The 21,806-nt window shown below is 73.5% G+C and carries 18 protein-coding genes and 1 pseudogene; 17 read left to right on the top strand and 2 right to left on the bottom strand.

Annotated elements, in window-relative coordinates; genetic code table 11:
* Positions 1-229 precede the first annotated feature (229 nt).
* The 17 genes and pseudogenes from ACI2LW_RS06130 (at position 230) to ACI2LW_RS06050 (ending at position 19,933) form a co-directional block, all read left to right on the top strand.
* Complete coding sequence (locus ACI2LW_RS06130; RefSeq protein WP_404729929.1) at positions 230-1,267, top strand: ABC transporter ATP-binding protein; 1,038 nt, start codon at positions 230-232, stop codon at positions 1,265-1,267.
* A gap of 96 nt (positions 1,268-1,363) precedes the next feature.
* Positions 1,364-2,566, top strand: coding sequence for an ABC transporter substrate-binding protein (locus ACI2LW_RS06125; protein ID WP_404729928.1), 1,203 nt, complete (start codon positions 1,364-1,366; stop codon positions 2,564-2,566).
* A gap of 3 nt (positions 2,567-2,569) precedes the next feature.
* Positions 2,570-3,469: an ABC transporter permease gene (locus tag ACI2LW_RS06120; RefSeq protein ID WP_404729927.1), complete on the top strand. Its 900-nt coding sequence runs from the start codon at positions 2,570-2,572 to the stop codon at positions 3,467-3,469.
* A gap of 136 nt (positions 3,470-3,605) precedes the next feature.
* Complete coding sequence (locus ACI2LW_RS06115) at positions 3,606-4,421, top strand: ABC transporter permease (RefSeq protein WP_404729926.1); 816 nt, start codon at positions 3,606-3,608, stop codon at positions 4,419-4,421.
* Positions 4,422-4,537: 116 nt separating this feature from the next.
* Complete coding sequence (locus ACI2LW_RS06110) at positions 4,538-5,689, top strand: NAD(P)/FAD-dependent oxidoreductase (RefSeq protein WP_404729925.1); 1,152 nt, start codon at positions 4,538-4,540, stop codon at positions 5,687-5,689.
* A 161-nt stretch (positions 5,690-5,850) separates the two neighbouring features.
* Positions 5,851-6,102: a (2Fe-2S)-binding protein gene (locus tag ACI2LW_RS06105; protein WP_404729976.1), complete on the top strand. Its 252-nt coding sequence runs from the start codon at positions 5,851-5,853 to the stop codon at positions 6,100-6,102.
* The gene (locus tag ACI2LW_RS06100) at positions 6,092-7,504 is read left to right on the top strand and encodes an FAD-dependent oxidoreductase (protein WP_404729924.1); all 1,413 of its coding nucleotides are present in this window, start codon (positions 6,092-6,094) and stop codon (positions 7,502-7,504) included. Before ACI2LW_RS06105 ends, ACI2LW_RS06100 begins: the two co-directional genes overlap by 11 nt.
* Positions 7,501-8,391, top strand: a complete 891-nt coding sequence (locus ACI2LW_RS06095) for a dihydrodipicolinate synthase family protein (RefSeq protein ID WP_404729923.1) — start codon at positions 7,501-7,503, stop codon at positions 8,389-8,391. Before ACI2LW_RS06100 ends, ACI2LW_RS06095 begins: the two co-directional genes overlap by 4 nt.
* A 53-nt stretch (positions 8,392-8,444) precedes the next feature.
* Complete coding sequence (locus ACI2LW_RS06090; RefSeq protein WP_404729922.1) at positions 8,445-9,446, top strand: proline racemase family protein; 1,002 nt, start codon at positions 8,445-8,447, stop codon at positions 9,444-9,446.
* 178 nt (positions 9,447-9,624) lie between these two features.
* A pseudogene (locus ACI2LW_RS06085) lies at positions 9,625-10,290 on the top strand (GntR family transcriptional regulator); the annotation flags it as partial.
* A gap of 344 nt (positions 10,291-10,634) precedes the next feature.
* Positions 10,635-11,633 (top strand): LacI family DNA-binding transcriptional regulator, encoded by a 999-nt coding sequence (locus ACI2LW_RS06080; RefSeq protein ID WP_404729921.1) that lies wholly within the window; start codon positions 10,635-10,637, stop codon positions 11,631-11,633.
* Between the two features lie 147 nt (positions 11,634-11,780).
* A complete protein-coding gene (locus tag ACI2LW_RS06075; RefSeq protein WP_404729920.1) occupies positions 11,781-13,130 on the top strand; it encodes an ABC transporter substrate-binding protein in 1,350 nt (449 codons plus the stop codon).
* A 5-nt stretch (positions 13,131-13,135) separates the two neighbouring features.
* The gene (locus tag ACI2LW_RS06070) at positions 13,136-14,098 is read left to right on the top strand and encodes a carbohydrate ABC transporter permease (protein ID WP_404729919.1); all 963 of its coding nucleotides are present in this window, start codon (positions 13,136-13,138) and stop codon (positions 14,096-14,098) included.
* On the top strand, positions 14,095-14,973 hold the full coding sequence (locus ACI2LW_RS06065) for a carbohydrate ABC transporter permease (protein ID WP_404729918.1): 879 nt from the start codon (positions 14,095-14,097) through the stop codon (positions 14,971-14,973). The genes ACI2LW_RS06070 and ACI2LW_RS06065 overlap by 4 nt, the downstream gene beginning before the upstream one ends.
* 37 nt (positions 14,974-15,010) lie before the next feature.
* Complete coding sequence (locus ACI2LW_RS06060; protein WP_404729917.1) at positions 15,011-16,636, top strand: alpha-amylase family glycosyl hydrolase; 1,626 nt, start codon at positions 15,011-15,013, stop codon at positions 16,634-16,636.
* A 64-nt stretch (positions 16,637-16,700) separates the two neighbouring features.
* Complete coding sequence (locus tag ACI2LW_RS06055) at positions 16,701-18,890, top strand: discoidin domain-containing protein (RefSeq protein WP_404729916.1); 2,190 nt, start codon at positions 16,701-16,703, stop codon at positions 18,888-18,890.
* A gap of 209 nt (positions 18,891-19,099) precedes the next feature.
* Positions 19,100-19,933 carry a phospholipid scramblase-related protein gene (locus tag ACI2LW_RS06050; RefSeq protein WP_404729915.1) on the top strand — a complete coding sequence of 278 codons (834 nt, stop codon included), beginning with the start codon at positions 19,100-19,102 and terminating at the stop codon, positions 19,931-19,933.
* A gap of 40 nt (positions 19,934-19,973) precedes the next feature.
* On the opposite strand, the gene ACI2LW_RS06045 is transcribed toward ACI2LW_RS06050, so the two are convergent.
* The gene (locus ACI2LW_RS06045; protein WP_404729914.1) at positions 19,974-21,005 is read right to left on the bottom strand and encodes a hypothetical protein; all 1,032 of its coding nucleotides are present in this window, start codon (positions 21,003-21,005) and stop codon (positions 19,974-19,976) included.
* A complete protein-coding gene (locus tag ACI2LW_RS06040; protein ID WP_404729913.1) occupies positions 21,002-21,796 on the bottom strand; it encodes a phosphatase PAP2 family protein in 795 nt (264 codons plus the stop codon). Before ACI2LW_RS06040 ends, ACI2LW_RS06045 begins: the two co-directional genes overlap by 4 nt.
* Positions 21,797-21,806 lie beyond the last annotated feature (10 nt).

The following is a 21,806-nucleotide window of genomic DNA, read 5'->3' as shown; positions in this document are numbered from 1 at the left end:
CGCCCGCGCTCCCGCCCCTGCCGCCCGCCCTCGCGCCCGGCGTACGCGTACCGTCCGCGCCGGTGGCGCCCCAGCCGCCCGCGGCCCCGGCACCTGTGTCGATGTGTCGCTGTTCCACGGCCACCACCTTGCCAGTTGACCCAAGTTTTGCCATCGGGTGGTCTTGAGCTTTGAACTATGACTTCATATGTTTCCCTGCAACGTTCGAAAGCGCCAGAAAGGTTCCCGCATGGAGGGAAGCGCGATCCGGCTCCAGGGCCTTCGCAAGACGTTCGGGGAGACGACCGCGGTGGCCGGGCTCGACCTGGAGATCCGGGACGGGGAGTTCTTCTCCATGCTCGGCCCGTCCGGCTCGGGCAAGACCACGGTGCTCCGCATGATCGCCGGCTTCGAGACCCCCACCGCGGGCCGCGTCGAACTCGCCGGAAAGGACGTCACCCGGCTCGCCCCCTTCGAGCGGGACGTCCACACGGTGTTCCAGGACTACGCCCTCTTCCCGCACATGACCGTCGAGCAGAACGTCGCCTACGGCCTGAAGGTGCGCCGGGTTCCCCGGGCGGAGCGGCTGGTCCGCGCCCGCAAGGCACTCGCCGAGGTGCGCCTGGAGGGCTACGGCAAGCGCCGCCCGTCCGAGCTCTCCGGCGGTCAGCGCCAGCGCGTCGCCCTCGCCCGCGCCCTCGTCGGCAGGCCCCGGGTGCTGCTGCTCGACGAACCCCTCGGCGCCCTCGACCTCAAGCTGCGCGAGCAGATGCAGGTCGAACTCAAGGCGCTGCAGCGGGAGGTCGGCATCACCTTCGTCCTGGTCACCCACGACCAGGAGGAGGCCCTGACGATGAGCGACCGCATCGCCGTCTTCCACCAGGGGCGCGCCGAACAGGTCGGCGTCCCGGCCGAGATCTACGAGCGCCCCGCGACCCCGTTCGTCGCCTCCTTCGTCGGCACCTCCAACCTGCTCCGGGGCGAGGCGGCCCAGCGCGTCCTCGGCACCCCTGGCACCCACAGCGTGCGCCCGGAGAAGATCCGGGTGCTCAAGGAGTCCGCGAGCGCCGACGAGCCCGAACACGTGTCGGCCACCGGCACCGTCGCCGAGGTCGTCTACCTGGGCGACGCGACCCGCTTCCTGGTCGACCTGGACGCCGGCGGACGCCTGACCGCCCTCCAGCAGAACCTGGAGACGTCCGCCGAGGACGTCGCCGCACTGCGCGGCACCCGGGTCCGTCTGGCCTGGCACCGCCGGCACGCCGTCGCGATCCCCGACGCCCGCTGAGCACCACGCCCCCTCCCACTGAGCACCACGCCCCTCGCTGAGCACCACGCCCCTCGCTGAGCACCACGCCCCCTTTCACCCTCCCAGGAGAACGTCGTGCGCCTGACCCGAACCCTGCGGACCGCGGCCGTCACCGCCGCGCTGCTGCTCGCCGCCACCGCCTGCGGATCCTCCGGCTCGCCGAGCGGCTCCCCGGGCGGCGGCCTCAACCCGCCCGATCTCAAGGCGCCGTCGAAGCTCGGCCCGGCCGAGGGACAGGTCAACCTGATCGCATGGGCCGGCTATGTCGAGGACGGCTCCAACGACCCCAAGGTGGACTGGGTGAGCGACTTCGAGAAGCGGACCGGGTGCCAGGTCCACTCCAAGGTCGCCGCCAGCTCCGACGAGATGGTCAAGCTGATGAAGACCGGCCAGTACGACGCCGTGTCCGCCTCCGGCGACGCCTCCCTGCGCCTGATCGCCTCCGGCGACGCGGCCCCGGTCAACACCGCCCTGGTGCCCAACTACAAGGACATCTTCCCGGATCTGAAGATGCAGGCCTGGAACTCCGTCAAGGGCAAGGCCTACGGCATCCCGCACGGCCGCGGCGCCAACCTGCTGATGTACAACACGCGCAAGGTGCGGCCCGCGCCCACCTCCTGGTCCGCGGTCTTCGACGACGCCTCCCGCTACAAGGGCCACGTCACCGCGTACGACTCGCCGATCTACATCGCCGACGCGGCCCTCTACCTCAAGGCGACCCGGCCCGAGCTGAAGATCAAGGACCCCTACGCGCTGGACCAGAAGCAGTTCGACGCCGCCGTCGCCCTGCTGAAGAAGCAGAACGCCGACGTCGGCGAGTACTGGGGCGACTACCTCAAGGAGGTCTCCGCCTTCAAGAGCGGCGACTCCGTGGTCGGCACCACCTGGCAGGTCATCGCCAGCCTGGCCGCCTCCGAGGGCGCCCCGGTCAAGGCGTTCCTCCCCAAGGAGGGCTCGACCGGCTGGTCCGACACCTGGATGGTCTCGGCCAAGGCCAAGCACCCCACGTGCGCCTACAAGTGGCTGGACTGGATCGTCTCCCCGAAGGTCAACGCGCAGGTCGCCGAGTACTTCGGCGAGGCGCCCGCCAACGCACGGGCCTGCGAGCAGACCAGTGACAAGAACTTCTGCACCACCTACCACGCCGCCGACACGGCCTACTGGAAGCGCGTCGCCTTCTGGAACACCCCCATCCAGCAGTGCCTGGACGGCCGCACGGACGTCAAGTGCGTGCCGTACGCCAAGTGGGTGCAGGCCTGGACCGAGATCAAGGGCTGAACCATGACCGTCACCGCGCAGGCCGCCGGAACCCGCTCGGAAAGGGCGCTCCGGCGGCTGGCCGGGACGCTGCACCGCCGGCCCCGGCTGCGGCTCTCCCTGCTGCTCACGGCCCCGCTGCTGTGGCTGACCGTGCTCTATCTCGGCTCCCTGACGGCGCTGTTCGTCTCCGCGTTCTGGACGACCGACTCCTTCACCTCCGAGGTCGTCAGGGTCTGGTCGGCCGACAACTTCCGCGCGCTGCTGACCACCGCCGTCTACCGGCAGGTGATCTGGCGCAGCATCGGCGTGGCGCTGGCCGTCACCGCGCTGTGCGCGGTGATCGCCTTCCCGCTGGCCTTCTACACCGCGCGCGTCGCCCGTCCCCGGTGGCGCCCGCTGCTCGTGGTCGCCATCCTCACGCCGCTGTGGGCGAGTTACCTCGTCAAGGTGTACGCCTGGCGGCTCATCCTGTCCGAGGGCGGGCTCGCCGACTGGATGCTCAGGCCGCTCGGGCTCGCCGGACCCGGGTTCGGCCTGCCGGCCGCCGTGCTCACCCTGACGTATCTGTGGCTGCCGTACATGATCCTGCCCATCCACACCGCGCTGGAGCAGCTGCCGGCCAATCTGCTCGACGCCTCCGCCGACCTCGGCGCCCGCCCGGGGCGGACCTTCCGCACGGTCGTGCTGCCCATGGTGCTGCCGTCCGTCGCCGCGGGCTCGGTGTTCACCTTCTCGCTCAGCCTCGGCGACTACATCACCGTGCAGATCGTCGGCGGCAAGACGCAGCTGATCGGCAACCTCGTCTACTCCAACATCGAACTCAACCTGCCCATGGCCGCCGCGCTCGGCACCGTCCCCGTCGCCGTCATCGTGCTCTACCTGCTGGCGATGCGCCGCACCGGCGCCCTCAGCAGCCTGTGACCACGGTCCCGGTGACCCGTCCGCCGATCCGGCGACCCGGTGACACGGCGATCCGGCGACCGGGCGACCGGGTGACGCGGTTGTCCCCGGCTGTCCCCGGCAGTCCCTGGCAGTCCTTCCAAGGGGTGTTCCCGTCATGCAGCTCTCCCGTGGCACGCGCATCGCGCTGCGCGTCGCCGCCGCCCTCGGCTTCGCGGTGATCTACGTCCCGCTCCTGCTGGTCCTCGTCAACTCCCTCAACCCCGACCGCAGCGCGAGCTGGCCGCCGCCCGGACTCACCCTGCACTGGTGGTCGGTGGCCTGGGACAACGCCGGAGCCCGCGGCGCGCTGTGGGTGTCGGTGAAGGCGGGCCTCGGCGCCACCGCCGTCGCCCTCGTCCTCGGCACGCTGATCGCCTTCGCCGTGGCCCGGCACCGCTTCTTCGGCCGCGACACGATCTCCTTCGTGGTGGTCCTGCCCATCGCACTGCCCGGCATCGTCACCGGCATCGCCCTCAACTCCGCCTTCTCCGCGGTGCTCGAGCCGCTGGGCGTCGGCCTGGGCCTGTTCACCGTGGTCGTCGGACACGCCACCTTCTGCATCGTCGTGGTGTTCAACAACGTGGCGGCCCGGCTGCGCCGCACCTCCGGGTCGTACGAGGAGGCGGCGGCCGACCTCGGCGCGCACAGCTTCCGCGCCTTCGCCGACATCACCTTCCCGCTGGTGCGCTCCGCCCTGTTCGCGGGCGGTCTGCTCGCCTTCGCGCTGTCCTTCGACGAGATCGTGGTGACCACCTTCACCGCGGGACCCGGCGTGCAGACCCTGCCCATCTGGATCTTCGAGAACATGACCCGGCCCCAGCAGGCACCGGTGGTCAACGTCGTGGCCGCCGTGCTCGTCCTGCTCTCCGTGGTCCCGATCTACGTCGCCCAGCGGCTGTCGGCCGACACGGCGTCCGGCAGCCGGGTGTGAGCGTGTGAGCCGGCGACGTGTGCGCCCAGCGGACAGCTCCCGTCGGCGTGCGCGCCGAGCGGACGGACCCCGCCGGACCTGTTCCCAGCGACTGTGGTATGTGACATAGTACTGGCGTGAGCGAGTCGCTGACCTGCGATGTCGTGGTCGTCGGCGCCGGTGTGGTGGGCGCCGCGTGTGCGCTGTACGCCTCCCGGGCGGGCCTGGACGTGGTCGTGGTGGACCGCGGTCCGGTGGCCGGCGGGACGACCGGGGCGGGGGAGGGCAACCTCCTCGTCTCCGACAAGGAACCCGGACCCGAACTGGGCCTGGCGAGGCTCTCCCTGCGGCTGTGGCGGGAACTCGCCCGCGAACTGGGCCCGGCGATCGAGTACGAGGCGAAGGGCGGCCTGGTCGTCGCCGCCACCGCGGAGCAACTGGCCGGGCTGGAGCGGTTCGCCGCCGCCCAGCGCGCCGCCGGAGTGGACGCGGTGCCGGTCCCCGCCGACCGCCTCACCGACCTGGAGCCGTATCTCGCCCCCGGCCTCGCGGGCGGCGTGCGCTATCCGCAGGACGCCCAGGTGATGCCCGCGCTGGCCGCCGCCCACCTGCTCAGGGCCGCCCCGGCCCGGCTGCTCACCGGCCGCACGGTGACGGAGGTGCTGCGCGGCCCGGACGGCGCGGTGTGCGGGGTGCGCACCGACCGGGACGAGCTGCGCGCCGCGGCGGTCGTCAACGCGGCCGGCACCTGGGGCGGCGAACTGGCCGCGCTCGCCGGGGTGCACCTGCCCGTGCTGCCCCGGCGCGGCTTCGTGCTCGTCACCGAGCCGTGCCCGCCGCGCGTCCGGCACAAGGTCTACGCGGCCGACTACGTCGCCGACGTCGCCGCCGACTCGGCCGCGCTGCGCACCTCCCCGGTGGTCGAGGGCACCCCCGCCGGTCCGCTGCTGATCGGCGCGAGCCGCGAACGCGTCGGCTTCGACCGCTCGTTGTCCCTGCCCGCGGTGCGGGCGCTGGCGGCGGGCGCGGTACGGCTGTTCCCGTTCCTCGCGGGTGTGCGGGCCCTGCGGACGTACGCGGGCTTCCGGCCGTACCTGCCCGACCACCTGCCCGCCGTCGGACCGGACCCCCGGCTGCCCGGCCTGCACCACGCCTGCGGCCACGAGGGCGCGGGCATCGGCCTGGCCACCGGCACCGGCCATCTGATCGCCCAGGTGCTCACCGGGAAACGGCCCGACCTCGACCTCGGGCCGTTCCGGCCCGACCGCTTCGCCCCGGAGGCCCGATGAACCCGCGGCACAGGCCGCCCGGCGGACCGCGGCCCCTCGGGGGCGCGCGGCCCGGGGACGCCCCCGCCGTCACGGACGCCCCCGCCGTCACGGACGCCCCCGCCGTCACGGACGCCTTCACCGACACGGACGCCTTCACCGTCACCTTCGACGGCCGGGAGATCGAGGTCCTGCCCGGCCGCACGGTCGCCGCGGCGCTGTGGGCGGCCGGGGTCACCGCCTGGCGCACCACCCGGGCCGAGGGCCGCCCCCGTGGCGTCTTCTGCGGGATCGGGGTCTGCTTCGACTGCCTGGTGACCGTCAACGGCCGCCCCAACCAGCGGGCCTGTCTGCGGCCGGCCCGCCCCGGGGACGTCGTCCGCACCCAGCGCGGCACCGGCCACGAGACGCGGGAGCCCGGCCATGCGGACTGACCTGGCGGTGATCGGCGCCGGCCCGGCCGGACTCGCCGCGACGCTGGCGGCCGCCGCGCGCGGCCTGCGGGTCGCGCTGCTCGACGCCGCCCCGGCGCCCGGCGGGCAGTACCTCCGGCAGCCCGCCGCGGACCTCGCCGCCCGGCGCCCACCGGGGCCGCACCGGCCGCACCGGCCGCACCGGCCGGGGCGCGCCTGGCGGCGGCTGCGGGACGCCCTCGCGGCGCACGTGGCCGCGGGCCGGGTCACCCTGCTGATGGACCATCACATCTGGGCGGTGGAGCCCGCCTTCCCCGGCTTCACCGTGCACGCCCTGCCGGGCCCCGACGAGGAGGAGTCCGTCGCCGTCCGCTCCCGGGCGCTGGTGCTGGCCACCGGCGGGTACGAGAAGGTGCTCCCGTTCCCCGGCTGGACGCTGCCCGGCGTGGTCACCGCGGGCGGGGCCCAGGCCATGCTCAAGGGCGGCCTGGTGGTGCCGGGACGCCGGGCCGTGATGGCCGGGACCGGACCGCTGCTGCTGCCGGTGGCGACGGGTCTCGCCGCGGCCGGGACCGAGGTCGCCGCACTCGTGGAGTCGGCGGACCTCAGGGCCCTGCCGCGCCACGGACGGGCCCTGGCCGTCAAACTGCCCGAGGCCGCCGGACACGCGGCCCGCCTGCTGCGCCACCGCGTACGCCTGCTCACCGGCCACACGGTCCTGCGCGCGCACGGCGAGGACGCCCTGACCGCCGTCACCGTGGCCGCCCTCGACCGCGCGGGCCGCCCGAGGCCGGGCACCGAGCGGCGGCTGGCCTGCGACACACTGGCCGTCGGCCACGGCATGCTCCCGCACACGGACCTCGCCGTGAGCCTCGGCTGCCGCCTGGCCGGGCCGGCCGTGCACGTGGACGACGAGCAGCGCACCGACGTGCCCGGCGTGTGGGCGGCCGGCGAGGCCACCGGGATCGGCGGCGCCGCCCTCGCGTCCGCGGAGGGACACATCGCCGGGCGGTCGGCCGCGGCCCGCCTGCGGGGCGGCGAGCCGCGGGCGGCCGACTGGGCGCGGGCCGCCAACTCGCGCACCACGCACCGGAAGTTCGCGGCCGCCCTCGACGCCGTGTACGCCCCGCCCGCGCACTGGACGGAACGGATCACCGACGACACCGTCGTCTGCCGCTGCGAGGAGGTCACCGCCGGCGCCGTGCGCCGGGCCGTGACGGAACTCGGCGCCGGCGACGCCCGCACCGTGAAGCTGCTCACCCGGGCCGGCATGGGCTGGTGCCAGGGCCGGATGTGCGGGCCGGCCGTGGCGGGCCTCGCCGGATGCGAACTCCTGCCGGCCAGAAGACCGTTCGCCTGCCCCGTGCCGCTCGGCACGCTCGCCCGGCAGCACCACGAGCCCACCGGGGAAGGAGCCCCATGACCGACCACCGCCCCTGGCGCGGCGTGCTCGTCGCCACCGCGCTCCCGCTGAACGACGACCTGTCCGTCGACTACGGCCGCTACGCCGAGCACTGCGCCTGGCTGGTCGAAAGCGGCTGCGACGGCGTGGTGCCGAACGGCTCGCTCGGCGAGTACCAGGTGCTCACGCCCGAGGAGCGGGCCCGCGTCGTGGAGACGGCCGCCGCCGCGGTGGGCGCGGCCCGCGTGGTGCCCGGCGTCGCGGCCTACGGCAGCGCCGAGGCGCGGCGCTGGGCCGAGCAGGCCCGCGACGCCGGCTGCCCGGCCGTGATGCTGCTGCCGCCCAACGCCTACCGCGCCGACCAGCGTTCCGTCCTCGCCCACTACGCGGAGGTCGCCCGGGCGGGGCTGCCGGTCGTGGCGTACAACAACCCCGTCGACACCAAGGTCGACCTGGTGCCGGAACTGCTGGCCCGGCTGCACGGGGAGGGGTACGTGCAGGCGGTCAAGGAGTTCTCCGGAGACGTCCGCCGCGCCTGGCGGATCGCCGAACTCGCCCCCGGCCTCGACCTGCTGGCGGGCGCCGACGACGTGCTGCTGGAAATGATGATCGCGGGTGCGCAGGGCTGGATCGCCGGATACGCCAACGCCCTGCCCGCCGCGACCGTACGGCTGTACCGGGCGGCCGCCGAGGGCGACCTCACCACCGCCCGGCACCTGTACCGGCGGCTGCACCCGCTGCTGCGGTGGGACTCGCGAACGGAGTTCGTGCAGGCCATCAAGGTGTCCATGGACCTCGCCGGACGGTACGGCGGGCCCGTGCGGCCACCGCGCACGGCCCTGCTGCCCGGACAGGAGGCGGCCGTCCGCGCCGCCACCGAGGAGATCCTCGCGGCGGGCCCCGCCTGACGGCGGAACGGACCGGCCGGGGAAGGCGACGACGCGGAAGGGAGCAGGCCACCATGCGCAGCAGACTGGTGCTGCACGCCGTCGACTCGCACACCGAGGGCATGCCGACCCGGGTGATCACCGGCGGCATCGGCACCATCCCCGGTGCCACCATGAACGAGCGGCGGCTGTACTTCCGCGAACACCGCGACGCCGTCACCCGGCTGCTGATGAACGAGCCGCGCGGCCACGCCGCGATGAGCGGGGCGATCCTCCAGCCGCCCACCCGCCCCGACTGCGACTGGGGCGTCGTCTACATCGAGGTCTCCGGCTACCTGCCGATGTGCGGGCACGGCACGATCGGCGTGGCGACCGTGCTCGTCGAGACCGGCATGGTCGACGTCGTCGAGCCGGTCACCACCGTACGGCTGGACACCCCGGCCGGGCTCGTCGTCGCCGAGGTGGCCGTCGCGGACGGCGCCGCCAGGTCCGTCACCCTGCGCAACGTGCCCTCCTACTGCGCCGGACTCGACCGCGAGGTGACACTGCCCGACGGGCGGACGGTGCGGTACGACCTCGCCTACGGCGGCAACTTCTACGCCATCCTGCCGCTGGACCGCCTCGGCCTGCCCTTCGACCGCTCCCGCAAGGACGAGATCCTCGCCGCCGGACTCGAACTGATGCGGGCGGTCGACCAGGCGGAGGAACCCGTCCACCCCGAGGACCCGACCATTCGCGGCTGCCACCATGTGCACCTGTACGCGCCCGGCGCCACCGCCCGGCACTCCCGGCACGCCATGGTGATCCACCCCGGCTGGTTCGACCGCTCGCCCTGCGGCACCGGCACCAGCGCGCGGATGGCGCAGCTGCACGCACGGGGCGAACTGCCCCTGCACACCGAGTTCGTCAACGAGTCCTTCATCGGGACCCGGTTCACCGGACGGCTGCTCGGCACCACCGAGGTCGCCGGCCGCCCCGCGGTCCTGCCGAGCTTCACCGGCCGCGCCTGGATCACCGGCACCGCCCAGTACCTGCTGGATCCGGAGGACCCCTTCCCCGCCGGGTTCGTGCTGTGAGTGCCTGCCCATGCGGGCCCGCCCATGCGGGCCCGCCCATGCGGGCCCGCCCATGCGGGCCCGCCCATGCGGGCCCGCCCATGCGGGCCGCATGGGCCGTACGGGCCGACGCGCCCGTGCCGAGCGGGCACCGGCCCCGCCCATAATGTCCGCTGACAACAGGAGGAGGAGCACCGTCATGGCAGCGCAGCACATCCCCGCCCTGCCCGCGCTGGGCGGCAGGAGGCCCAGCCACCGGGAGCGGGTGGCCGAGGCGCTGCGGGCCGCGCTGATCGCGGGGGAGCTGCGCCCCGGCGAGGTGTACTCCGCGCCCGGTCTCGCCGCGCGCTTCGGCGTGTCCGCCACACCGGTGCGCGAGGCGATGCTCGACCTCGCCAAGGAGGGCCTGGTCGACACCGTCCCGAACAAGGGCTTCCGGGTCACCGCCGTCTCCGAGCGGCAGCTCGACGAGTACACCCACATCCGGTCCCTGATAGAGATCCCGACCACGGCCGCCCTCGCGGCCACCGCCGATCCGGCCGACCTCGAAGCCCTGCGCCCGGTGGCCCAGGAGATCGTCACCGCGGCCGCGGCCGGCGACCTCATCGCGTACGTCGAGGCGGACCTGCGCTTCCACCTGGGCCTGCTGGCACTCGCGGGCAACGGCCATCTCGTGGAGGTCGTACGCGACCTGCGCCGCCGCTCCCGGCTGTACGGGCTGACGGCCCTGGCCCAGCAGGGCAGGCTGCGCGCCTCGGCCGAGGAGCACCTGGAACTGCTCGACGCGCTGCTCGCCCGCGACGAGGCGTCCGCACGGACGGTGCTCACCCGCCACCTGGCCCACATCCGCGGACTCTGGGCAGCCCCGACCGCGCCCCCGCCCCCGCCCCCGGCGCCGAAGCCCGAGCCGGCCCCGGCTGCGGGTCCGGCTCCCGCCCCGGCCCCGTCTGCGGGCCCGGCCCCGGATGCCGGCCCCGCCCCGGCTCCACCCGTGGCCCGCACCACCACCTGATCCGCGCGCCCCGCCCCCGCCTGTGCCCGCGCCCGCGCCCCGCCCCCGCCTGTGCCCGTGCCCCCGCCCTCGCGGTGGGCCCCGCCGTGGGCCGTGCGATGAGCCGGAGGGCGGGTCTCGCGGTCGGCCGCGGGACAGGCCACGCCCGCACGCGCGTTACGCAAACGTCTTGCATATCTTGCGCTATTCTTGCGCGCATGACGCGACGACTTGCGGAAGTGGCGAAGAAGGTCGGGGTCAGCGAGGCCACGGTCAGCCGGGTGCTCAACGGCAAGCCCGGGGTCTCCGAGGCCACCCGGCAGTCGGTGCTGTCCGCGCTGGACGTCCTCGGCTACGAGCGGCCCACCCAGCTGCGCGGCGAGCGCGCCCGGCTGGTCGGTCTGGTGCTGCCCGAGCTGCAGAACCCCATCTTCCCCGCGTTCGCCGAGGTCATCGGCGGGGCGCTGGCCCAGCTTGGCCTGACCCCCGTGCTGTGCACGCAGACCAAGGGCGGGGTCTCGGAGGCGGACTACGTCGAGCTGCTGCTCCAGCAGCAGGTCTCCGGCGTCGTCTTCGCCGGCGGGCTGTACGCCCAGGCGGACGCGCCGCACGACCACTACCGCCGGCTGGCCGACCGCAAGATTCCGGTGGTGCTGGTCAACGCGGGCATAGAGCACCTGGGCTTCCCCTCCGTGTCCTGCGACGACGCGGTCGCCGTGGAGCAGGCCTGGCGGCACCTGGCCTCCCTGGGCCACGAGCGGATCGGCCTCGTCCTCGGGCCGCGCGACCACGTGCCGTCCGCGCGCAAGCTGGCCGCGGCGCGGGCGGTCGCCGGGGAGCTGCCCGAGGAGCGCGTCGCGCGCGCCATCTTCTCCATCGAGGGCGGCCACGCGGCCGGCGCCAAGCTCATCGACCGCGGGGTCACCGGCTTCATCTGCGCCAGCGACCCCCTCGCGCTCGGCGTGGTGCGGGCCGCCCGCCGCCGCGGACTCGACGTCCCGTCCCGCGTCTCGGTGGTCGGGTACGACGACTCCGCGCTGATGAACTGCACCGAACCCCCGCTGACGACCGTCCGCCAGCCGATCGAGTCGATGGGCAAGGCCGCCGTGGAACTGCTCAACGCCCAGATCGGCGGAAGCGCCGTACCGGCCGACGAGCTGCTGTTCGAGCCGGAGCTGGTGGTCCGGGGCTCCACCGCGCAGGCCCCCCGGGACTGACCCGGCACGGAGTCGTCACGGAGATCCCGTCTGCTGTCGAATAATTTCAAATTCTGCTCGACATCTTGCGCCCCGCTGGTGGCGGTGCTTGAGTGTGCGGCGCCCACCGCTCCTGTCCACGCTCCTGCCCAGAGGGGTTTCTGACCGATGAGACGCACCGGGTTCCGCCATGCCATCGCCGCGATCGGCGTCTGCTCCCTCGCCCTTGCCCTGACCTCCTGCGGGTCGGACGGCGACGACACCGCGAGCGGCAGGACCCGCATCACGGTCAACTGCGAACCGCCCAAGAGCGCCAGGACCGACCGGCGGTTCTTCGAGCAGGACGTCGCCGCCTTCGAGAACCGGAACCCGGACATCGACGTCGTGGCGCACGACGCCTTTCCCTGCGAGGACCCCAAGACGTTCGACGCCAAGCTGGCCGGCGGCCAGATGGAGGACGTCTTCTACACCTACTTCACCGACGTCCACCACGTCGTCGCCACCGGCCAGGCCGCCGACCTCACCCCGTACCTCAAGGAACTCAAGAGCTACGGCACCATCCAGAAGCAGCTGCGCGACATCTACACCGTGGACGGCAAGGTCTACGGCATCCCGCGCACCGGGTACTCGATGGGCCTGATCTACAACAGGAAGCTCTTCCAGCAGGCCGGCCTCGACCCCGACAAGCCGCCCACGACCTGGCAGGAGGTCCGCGCCGACGCCAAGCGGATCGCCGCGCTCGGCGGCGGCACCGTCGGCTACGCCGACTACAGCGCGCAGAACCAGGGCGGCTGGCACTTCACCGCCGAGCTGTACTCCCAGGGCGGCGACGTCGTCTCCGCCGACGGCAAGAAGGCCACCGTCGACACCCCGGAGGGCCACGCCGTGCTGCGCACCCTGCACGACATGCGCTGGACCGACGACTCCATGGGCAGCAAGCAGCTCCTCGTCATCAACGACGTGCAGCAGATGATGGGTTCGGGCAAGCTCGGCATGTATCTCTCCGCCCCCGACAACATCCCGATCCTGGTCAAGGAGAAGGGCGGCGACTACAAGGACCTGGCCCTGGCCCCCATGCCCGGCGGCAAGGGCACGCTGGTCGGCGGCGACGGCTACATGTTCAGCAAGCGGGCCACCCCCGCCCAGATCCGCGCCGGCCTGAGGTGGCTCGACCACATGTTCCTCACCCCCGGCAAGGGCTTCCTCGGCGACTACGCCCGCGCCAAGGCCAACGACGCGCCCGTGGGCCTGCCCGAGCCGCGCCTGTTCACCGGCGCCGCCGACGCCCGGGACCAGCAGGTCAAGCAGGCCAACGCCAACGTCCCCGTGGAGAACTACCGGTCCTTCCTGGACGGCAACCAGAAGCTGACCATGAAGATCGAACCGCCGAACGCCCAGCAGATCTACTCCGTCCTCGACGGCGTCGTCTCCGCCGTCCTCACCAAGAAGGACGCCGACATCGACCAGCTGCTCCAGGACGCCTCCGGCAAGATCGACGGCATCCTGGCCAGGAGCTGACCGGTATGACGAAGACGGCCGAGCGGCGGCCCGCCCGGGCGGCCACCGTCCTTCCGGAACCGGCGCCGCCCCCGGCAGGGGACCGGGGGCGGCGCCGCTTCGCCGAACAGGCCCGTGCCTACGCCTTCCTCCTCGGCGGACTGGTCTGCTTCGCACTGTTCTCCTGGTACCCGGCGATCCGCGCCGTCGTGATCGCCTTCCAGAAGTACACGCCAGGACAGCCGCCCCAGTGGGTCGGCACCGCCAACTTCACCCGCGTCCTGCACGACCCCGAGTTCGGCGCCGCCTGGCGCAACACGCTCACCTTCACCCTGCTGGCCCTGCTCATCGGCTTCGCGGTCCCCTTCGTCCTGGCCCTCGTCCTCAACGAACTCCGCCACGCCCGGGCCTTCTTCCGGGTCGTGGTCTACCTGCCGGTGATGGTCCCGCCGGTGGTCAGCGCCCTGCTGTGGAAGTGGTTCTACGACCCCGGCGCCGGCCTCGCCAACGAGGCGCTGCGCGCCCTGCACCTGCCCACCTCGAACTGGACCAACGGCGCGGACACCGCACTGGTCTCCCTGGTCCTCGTGGCCACCTGGGCCAACATGGGCGGCACCGTCCTGATCTACCTGGCCGCCCTGCAGTCCATCCCCGGCGAGCTGTACGAGGCAGCCGAACTCGACGGCGCGAACCTGCTGCAGCGCATCCGCCATGTGACCGTCCCGCAGACCCGGTTCGTCATCCTGATGCTGATGCTCCTGCAGATCATCGCCACCATGCAGGTGTTCACCGAACCCTTCGTGATCACCGGCGGCGGACCGGAGAACGCCACGGTCACCGTGCTCTACCTCATCTACAAGTACGCCTTCCTCTACAACGACTTCGGCGGCGCCTGCGCGCTCAGCGTCATGCTGCTCGTCCTGCTGGGGATCTTCTCGGCCGGGTACCTGCGGCTGACCCGCTCCGGTTCCGGCGAGGAGGACGCATGAGCGCCACCCGCACCCTCGTCTCCCCGGCCGCCCTCGCCCGCCCCCGCGGCAGGGTCGTGTACTGGACCGTCTTCACCACCGTGCTGCTGGTGTTCACGCTCGCCTTCCTCTTCCCCGTCTACTGGATGGTGACCGGCGCCGCCAAGTCGCCGGACGAGGTGGCCCGCACCCCGCCCACACTCCTGCCCGAGCACTGGCACCTGGGCGCCTACACCGACGCCTGGGACCTGATGCAGCTGCCGCGGCACCTGGGGAACACCGTCGTGCAGGCCGCCGGCGCCTGGGCGTTCCAGCTGGTGTTCTGCACCGCCGCCGCCTACGCCCTGTCCAGGCTGAGACCCGCCTTCGGCAACGTGATCCTCGGCGGCGTCCTCGCCACCCTCATGGTCCCGGCGCAGGCGCTCGTCGTACCGAAGTACCTGACCGTCGCCGACCTGCCGCTGATCCACACCAGCCTGCTCAACGACCCCCTGGCCATCTGGCTGCCGGCCGTCGCCAACGCCTTCAACCTGTACCTGCTCAAGCGGTTCTTCGACCGGATACCGCGGGACGTGCTGGAGGCCGCGGAGATCGACGGCGCGGGCAAGCTGCGCATCCTGTGGTCCATCGTGCTGCCGATGTCCCGGCCGGTGCTCGGCGTCGTCTCGATCTTCGCGCTGGTCGCCGTCTGGCAGGACTTCCTGTGGCCGCTGATGGTCTTCTCCGACACCGCCGAGCAGCCCATCAGCGTGGCCCTCGTCCAGCTGTCGCAGAACATCCAGCTCACCGTGCTCGTCGCCGCCATGGTGATCGCCAGCGTTCCGATGGTCGCGCTCTTCCTCGTCTTCCAGCGGCACATCGTCGCCGGCATCAGCGCGGGCAGCACCAAGGGCTGACACCGCCCCGGCTCACCGAGACAGAAAGGCACGCACCGTGGGACAGCCCAGCCATGCCGAGAACGCCCCCGCCGGCCGCCGCGGCGGCGAGACCTGGTGGCGCTCGGCCGTCATCTACCAGGTGTACGTCCGCAGCTTCGCCGACGGCGACGGGGACGGCACCGGCGACCTCGCGGGCGTCCGCTCCCGGCTGCCGTACCTCGCCCGGCTCGGCGTGGACGCCCTGTGGTTCAACCCCTGGTACCTCTCCCCGATGAAGGACGGCGGCTACGACGTCGCCGACTACCGGGCCGTCGACCCCGCCTTCGGCACCCTCGCCGAGGCCGAGAAACTCATCGCCGAGGCCCGCGAACTGGGCATCCGCACCATCGTCGACATCGTCCCCAACCACGTCTCCGACCAGCACCCCTGGTTCCGCGCCGCCCGCGCCGCCGGCCCGGGAAGCCCCGAGCGCGAGCTGTTCCACTTCCGGCCGGGCCGCGGCGAGACGGGCGAAGACCCGCCCAACGACTGGACCTCCCAGTTCGGCGGCCCGGCCTGGACCCGCCTGCCCGACGGCACCTGGTACCTCCACCTGTTCGCGCCCGAGCAGCCCGACCTCAACTGGGCCCACCCCGCCGTCCGCCAGGAGCACGAGGACATCCTGCGGTTCTGGTTCGAGCGGGGCGTGGCCGGCGTCCGCGTCGACTCCGCCGCCCTGCTCGTCAAGGACCCCCACCTGCCGGACTTCGTCGAGGGACGCGACCCGCACCCCTACGTCGACCGCGACGAACTGCACGAGGTGTACCGCTCCTGGCGCCGCGTCGCCGACGAGTACGGCGGCGTCTTCGTCGGCGAGGTGTGGCTGCCCGACAGCGAGCGCTTCGCCCGCTACCTGCGCCCCGACGAACTGCACAGCGCCTTCAACTTCGCCTTCATGTCCTGCCCCTGGGACGCGCGCCGGCTGCGCACCTGCATCGACGACACCCTCGCCGAGCACGCCCCCGTGGGCGCCCCCGCCACCTGGGTGCTGAGCAACCACGACGTGACCCGCACCGTGACCCGCTACGGCCGCGCCGACACCGGCTTCGACTTCGCCACCAAGGCCTTCGGCACCCCCACCGACCTGGCCCTGGGCACCCGCAGGGCCCGCGCCGCCGCCCTGCTGACCCTCGCCCTGCCCGGCGCGGTCTACCTCTACCAGGGCGAGGAACTGGGACTCCCGGAGGCCGACATCCCCGTCGAGCGCATCGAGGACCCGATGCACTTCCGCTCCGGCGGCACCGACCCGGGCCGCGACGGCTGCCGCGTCCCGCTGCCCTGGACGGCCGGCGCCCCGCACGCCGGCTTCGGCTCGCGCGAGGAACCCTGGCTGCCGCAGCCGGCCGGCTGGGCCGCGTACGCCGCCGACGTCCAGGAGCGGGACCCGGACTCGATGCTCCGCCTGTACCGCGAGGCGATCCGGCTGCGCCCCGCCTTCGGCGACGCCCACGCCCCCCTGACCTGGCTGCCCGCCCCCGACGGCGTCCTCGCCTTCGCCCGCGGCGACGGCGCGGCCTGCCTGGTCAACCTCGCCGCCGGCCCCCTCGAACTGCCCGGGCACGTCCGGCCCCTGCTGGCCAGCGGCCCCCTGGACGACCGGGGCCGCCTCCCGCAGGACACGGCCCTCTGGCTGCGCGTCTGAACACGCGCGCCGGCGGCCGGACGCACCGCGCTGTCCCCCACCCCCACTCCGAAGGGATCAGCACATGCACGGCACCAGCGGCACCACCAGACCCACCATCCGGCGCATCCCCGCCATCGGAGCGACCGTCGCCCTCGCGGCCGGCCTGCTCGTCGCGGTCGGCAGCCCCGCCGCCCACGCCGCGGCGGGCGCCACCCTGCCCTTCACCTCGGTGGAGGCCGAGTCCGCCACCACCACCGGCACGAGGATCGGCCCCGACCACACCCAGGGCACCCTCGCCTCCGAGGCCTCCGGGCGCCAGGCCGTCCGGCTCGCCCCCGGGCAGCGCGTCGAGTTCACCGTGCCCCGCGCCGCCAACGCGGTGAACCTCTCCTACAGCGTCCCCGACGGCCAGTCCGGCTCGCTCGACGTGTACGTCAACGGCGCCCGCCTCGGCCGGACGATCCCCGTCACCGCCAAGTACTCCTACATCGACACCGGCTGGATCACCGGCTCGAGGACCCACCACTTCTTCGACAACGCCCGCCTGCTCCTCGGCCGCGACGTCCAGGCCGGCGACCGGATCGCCGTCCAGGCCACCAACGTTCAAGTCACCACGGACGTCGCCGACTTCGAACAGGTCGCCCCCGCCGCCTCCCAGCCCGCCGGATCGGTCTCCGTCACCGCCAAGGGCGCCGACCCCGGCGGGCAGGGCGACTCCACCCAGGCCTTCCGGGACGCCATCGCCGCGGCCCAGGGCGGCGTGGTGTGGATCCCGCCCGGCGACTACCGGCTGACCTCCTCCCTCAGCGGCGTCCAGAACGTCACCCTCCAGGGCGCGGGAAGCTGGCACTCGGTGGTGCACACCTCACGGTTCATCGACCAGTCCTCCTCCTCGGGAGGCGTCCGCATCAAGGACTTCGCCGTCATCGGCGAGGTCACCGAGCGCGTCGACTCCAGCCCCGACAACTTCGTCAACGGCTCGCTCGGCCCGAACTCCGCCGTCTCCGGCATGTGGCTCCAGCACCTCAAGGTCGGCCTGTGGCTCACCGGCGACAACGACAACCTGGTCGTGGAGGACAACCGCATCCTCGACACCACCGCCGACGGCCTCAACCTCAACGGCAACGCCCGCGGCGTGCGCGTGCGCAACAACTTCCTGCGCAACCAGGGGGACGACTCGCTCGCCATGTGGTCGCTGTACGCGCCGGACACCGACAGCAGCTTCGAGAACAACACCGTGTCCCAGCCCAACCTCGCCAACGGCATCGCCGTCTACGGCGGCACCGACATCACCGTCCGCGGCAACCTCGTCTCCGACACCAACGCCCTCGGCAGCGGCATCGCCATCTCCAACCAGAAGTTCCTCGACCCCTTCAGCCCGCTGGCCGGGACCATCACCGTCGACGGCAACACCCTGGTACGGGCCGGCGCGATGAACCCCAACTGGAACCACCCCATGGGCGCGCTGCGCGTCGACTCCTACGACAGCGCCATCAACGCCACGGTCCGCATCACCGGCACCACGATCACCGACAGCCCCTACAGCGCCTTCGAGTTCGTCTCGGGCGGCGGGCAGGGCCACCCCGTCAGGAACGTCACCGTGGACGGCGCCACCGTGCGCGACACCGGCACGGTCGTCGTCCAGGCCGAGACCCAGGGAGCGGCCACCTTCCGCGGCGTCACGGCCACCGGGGTCGGCGCGGCGGGCGTCTACAACTGCCCCTACCCGGCGAACTCCGGCACCTTCACGCTGACCGACGGCGGCGGCAACTCCGGCTGGTCGAGCAGCTGGGCGGACTGCTCCAGCTGGCCGCAGCCCGGCCAGGGCAACCCCGAACCCGATCCCAACCGCAACCTGGCCAAGGGCCGCCCGGCCACCGCCACCGGCTCCCAGGACGTCTACACGCCCGGCAAGGCGGTGGACGGCGACGCGAACAGCTACTGGGAGTCCGCCAACAACGCCTTCCCGCAGTCCTGGACGGTGGACCTGGGGTCCACCCGGACCGTGCGCCGGCTGGTGCTGAAGCTGCCGCCGTCGTCCGCCTGGGGCGCCCGCACCCAGACCATCACCGTGTCCGGCAGCACCGACAACGCCGCCTACACGACCGTCGTGGGCGCGCAGGACCACCGCTTCGACCCGGCGACCGGCAACACCGTCACCGTGGCGCTGCCCGGCGGCACCAGCCTGCACTGGCTGCGGCTGTCGGTGAGCGCCAACACGGGCTGGCCCGCGGGCCAGTTCAGCGAGGTGGAGGCGTACGCGGCGCCCTGACGCACAGCCGTCCGCGGGCCGCTTCCCCGCACCGGCGCGGGGGAGCGGCCCACGAGTGGCGGGGCTCTGCGAGGAAGACGTCCTCTTAAGTGCCGGTTCGCCCCACATGTCGAGAACGGGCGTGCCGGTGCGAGTGGTCCGGCCCCGCCTGCCGGCCGGCCGGCGGCAGGGGCGGTTGCCTTCCGGCCAACTCGCGATAATGTGCCCCGGTGACCACGCATTCGAACACACCTGCAGGCTGGTACCCCGACCCGCACGGGGCCGCCCAGACGCTGCGTTACTGGGACGGCTCCCAATGGACGGACCACACCCACGCCGGCCAACAGGCCCCGGGGGCACCGCAGAAGCCGCCGCAGGTGCCGCCGCAGGCGGCCGGTCCCGACGCGCGCGTGCAGCACCAGGTGCAGCAGCAGGCCGGCGTCGCCCCGGGCGGCGCCGGCGGCGGCACCCTGTTCAGCGAGCCGGTGCTGGTGGTGAACCAGAAGGCCAAGCTGATCGAGCTGACCAACGAGTACAAGGTCTTCGACCAGAACGGCAACCAGATCGGCGCGGTCACCGAGGTCGGGCAGAGCGCGCTGAAGAAGATCCTGCGGTTCGTCTCCAGCCTCGACCAGTTCATGACGCACAAGCTGGAGATCCGGGACACCTACGGGCAGCCGCTGCTGCTGCTCACCCGGCCCGCGAAGATCTTCAAGTCGCGGGTGGTCGTCTCCCGCCCGGACGGCTCGCAGGTCGGCGAGATCGTCCAGCAGAACGTCTTCGGCAAGATCAACTTCGCGATGAACGCGAACGGGCAGCAGGTCGGCGCGATCAAGGCGGAGAACTGGCGCGCCTGGAACTTCGCCATCGTGGACCACGCCGGCAACGAGGTCGCCCGGATCACCAAGACCTGGGAGGGCCTGGCGAAGACGATGTTCACCACGGCCGACAACTACGTCCTGCAGATCCACTACCAGCTGCCCGAACCGCTGCTGAGCCTGGTGGTGGCGACCGCGCTGACCGTCGACACGGCGCTCAAGCAGGACTCCCGCGGCCTGGGCTGACGGCCGTCACGGCGGCGTGACCGCCACGGTGGCGTGAGGGTCACAGCGGCGTGAGACGCCCCGGCCGGGGCAGCAGCGCGGGCTCCCCGGAGCCCGGCCCGGGCTCCAGGCCGAGCACGGCGGCCACGGGGTGCGTCCCGGGGTCGCCGCGGTGTGCACCGGACCGGGCCGGCGCGGACGGCACCCGTGCCCCCGCCGCGGACGGTGCCGGTGCCCCCGTCGCGGAGTGCGCGGGTGTCCCGCCCGTCGCCGGCGACGGGGCCGGCCGGGCGAGTTCCACCACGCCCCAGGCGGCGGACGCGGCGCCCGCCAGCGCCAGTACGACTCCTCCGGCCCCGCCCCGCAGCCCCTGGCCGAGCAGGGTCAGCCCGATCACCGCGGCGGCCACCGGGTTCGCCAGCGTCACCACGGCGAGCGGGGCGCCCAGGCCCCCCTGGTAGGCCGTCTGTGACAGCAACAGCCCACCCGTCGCGAAGGCGGCGACGAGCAGCGCCACCACGACCACCCGCGCGCTCAGCAGCGGCCCCGAGTGGTCGGTCGCGGCCACCGTCACCGTCTGGGTGAGCGCGGAGGCCACCCCCGAGGCGACACCGGAGGCGGTCGCGTGCCGCAGCCCCGGCCGCGCCCCGGGCCGGGACAGCGCGCCGATCAGGACGGCCGTGCCGCCCGCCACCGCCAGCGCCTCGGCGGGGCTCAGCACCTTCACCGGCGCCGGCCCGGAGGCCGCCACGAGCAGCGCCCCGAGGCCCAGCAGCGTGCACGCCGTGCCGCGCCACTCGGCCACGGCCACCGGCCGCCCCGCCAGCCGCGCCCCCATCGGCACGGCGGCCACCAGTGTGAGCGCGCCGAGCGGCTGGACCACGGTGAGCGGCCCGTATCTGAGGGCCACCACGTGCAGCAGCGCGGCCGCCCCGTTGAGCGCGACGGCCCACCACCAGGCGGCCGAGCGCAGCAGCCGCACCAGGCCCGCCGCGCCGCCCCGGGCGGCGAGCCGCTCCTGGGCGACGGCCGCGGCGGCGTAGGCGACGGCCGAGAACAGCGACAGCACCACGGCGAGCACGGCGGCGCTCATCGGGCCGCTCCGACCAGTGCGTCCTTCTTGGCGCCGGCCCGGGCGAACCGGCTCCCGCCGCCCGCCCGGGCGGCATGCGGCACGGGTATCACCGCGAGGGCGATGGCGAGCAGCCCGGCCGCCACGACGGCGTCGAGCCAGTAGTGGTTCGCGGTGCCCACGATCACCAGCAGGGTCAGCAGCGGATGCAGCAGCCAGAGCGCGCGCAGGCGGGACCGGGTGGCGACGACCAGGCCCACGGCCACCATCAGCGCCCAGCCGAAGTGCAGCGAGGGCATCGCGGCGAACTGGTTGGAGAGGTGGTCGGTGCGCGGCGGCCCGTACACCGACGGCCCGTACACCCGGCCGGTGTCCACCAGGCCCGCCGAGGCGAGCATGCGCGGCGGGGCGAGCGGGAACGCCAGATGTGCGACCAGCGCCGCGGCGGTGACGGCGGCGAGCACGCGGCGGGCCCACACGTAGTGCGCGGGGCGCCGCGCGTACAGCCAGACCAGGAAGGCGGCCGTGGCGGGGAAGTGCACGGTGGCGTAGTAGGTGTTGGCCAGGTGCGCCGGCAGCGTGCCGTGCAGCAGCAGGGACTGCACCTGGCCCTCGCCGGGCAGATGGACCGCCCGTTCCAGGTCCCAGACGCGGTGCGCGTCGCGGAAGGCCTCGCCGGTGTGGCCCGCGGCCAGTCGCCGGCCGAGCTTGTACGCCAGGAAGAGCCCCGCGACGAGCAGGAACTCACGGACCAGCGGGGGCCGCGCGGGCCCGTCGGGCTCCGCGTCGGCGGCCTCGCTTCGGGAATGCATGCCCCGGCCC

Origin of the sequence: Streptomyces sp. NPDC004065 (genome assembly GCF_044903565.1) — a bacterium.
Classification (GTDB): Bacteria; Actinomycetota; Actinomycetes; order Streptomycetales; family Streptomycetaceae; genus Streptomyces.
Note: the sequence above shows the minus strand (reverse complement) of the source record. Positions and strands in the feature narration are given on the sequence as shown.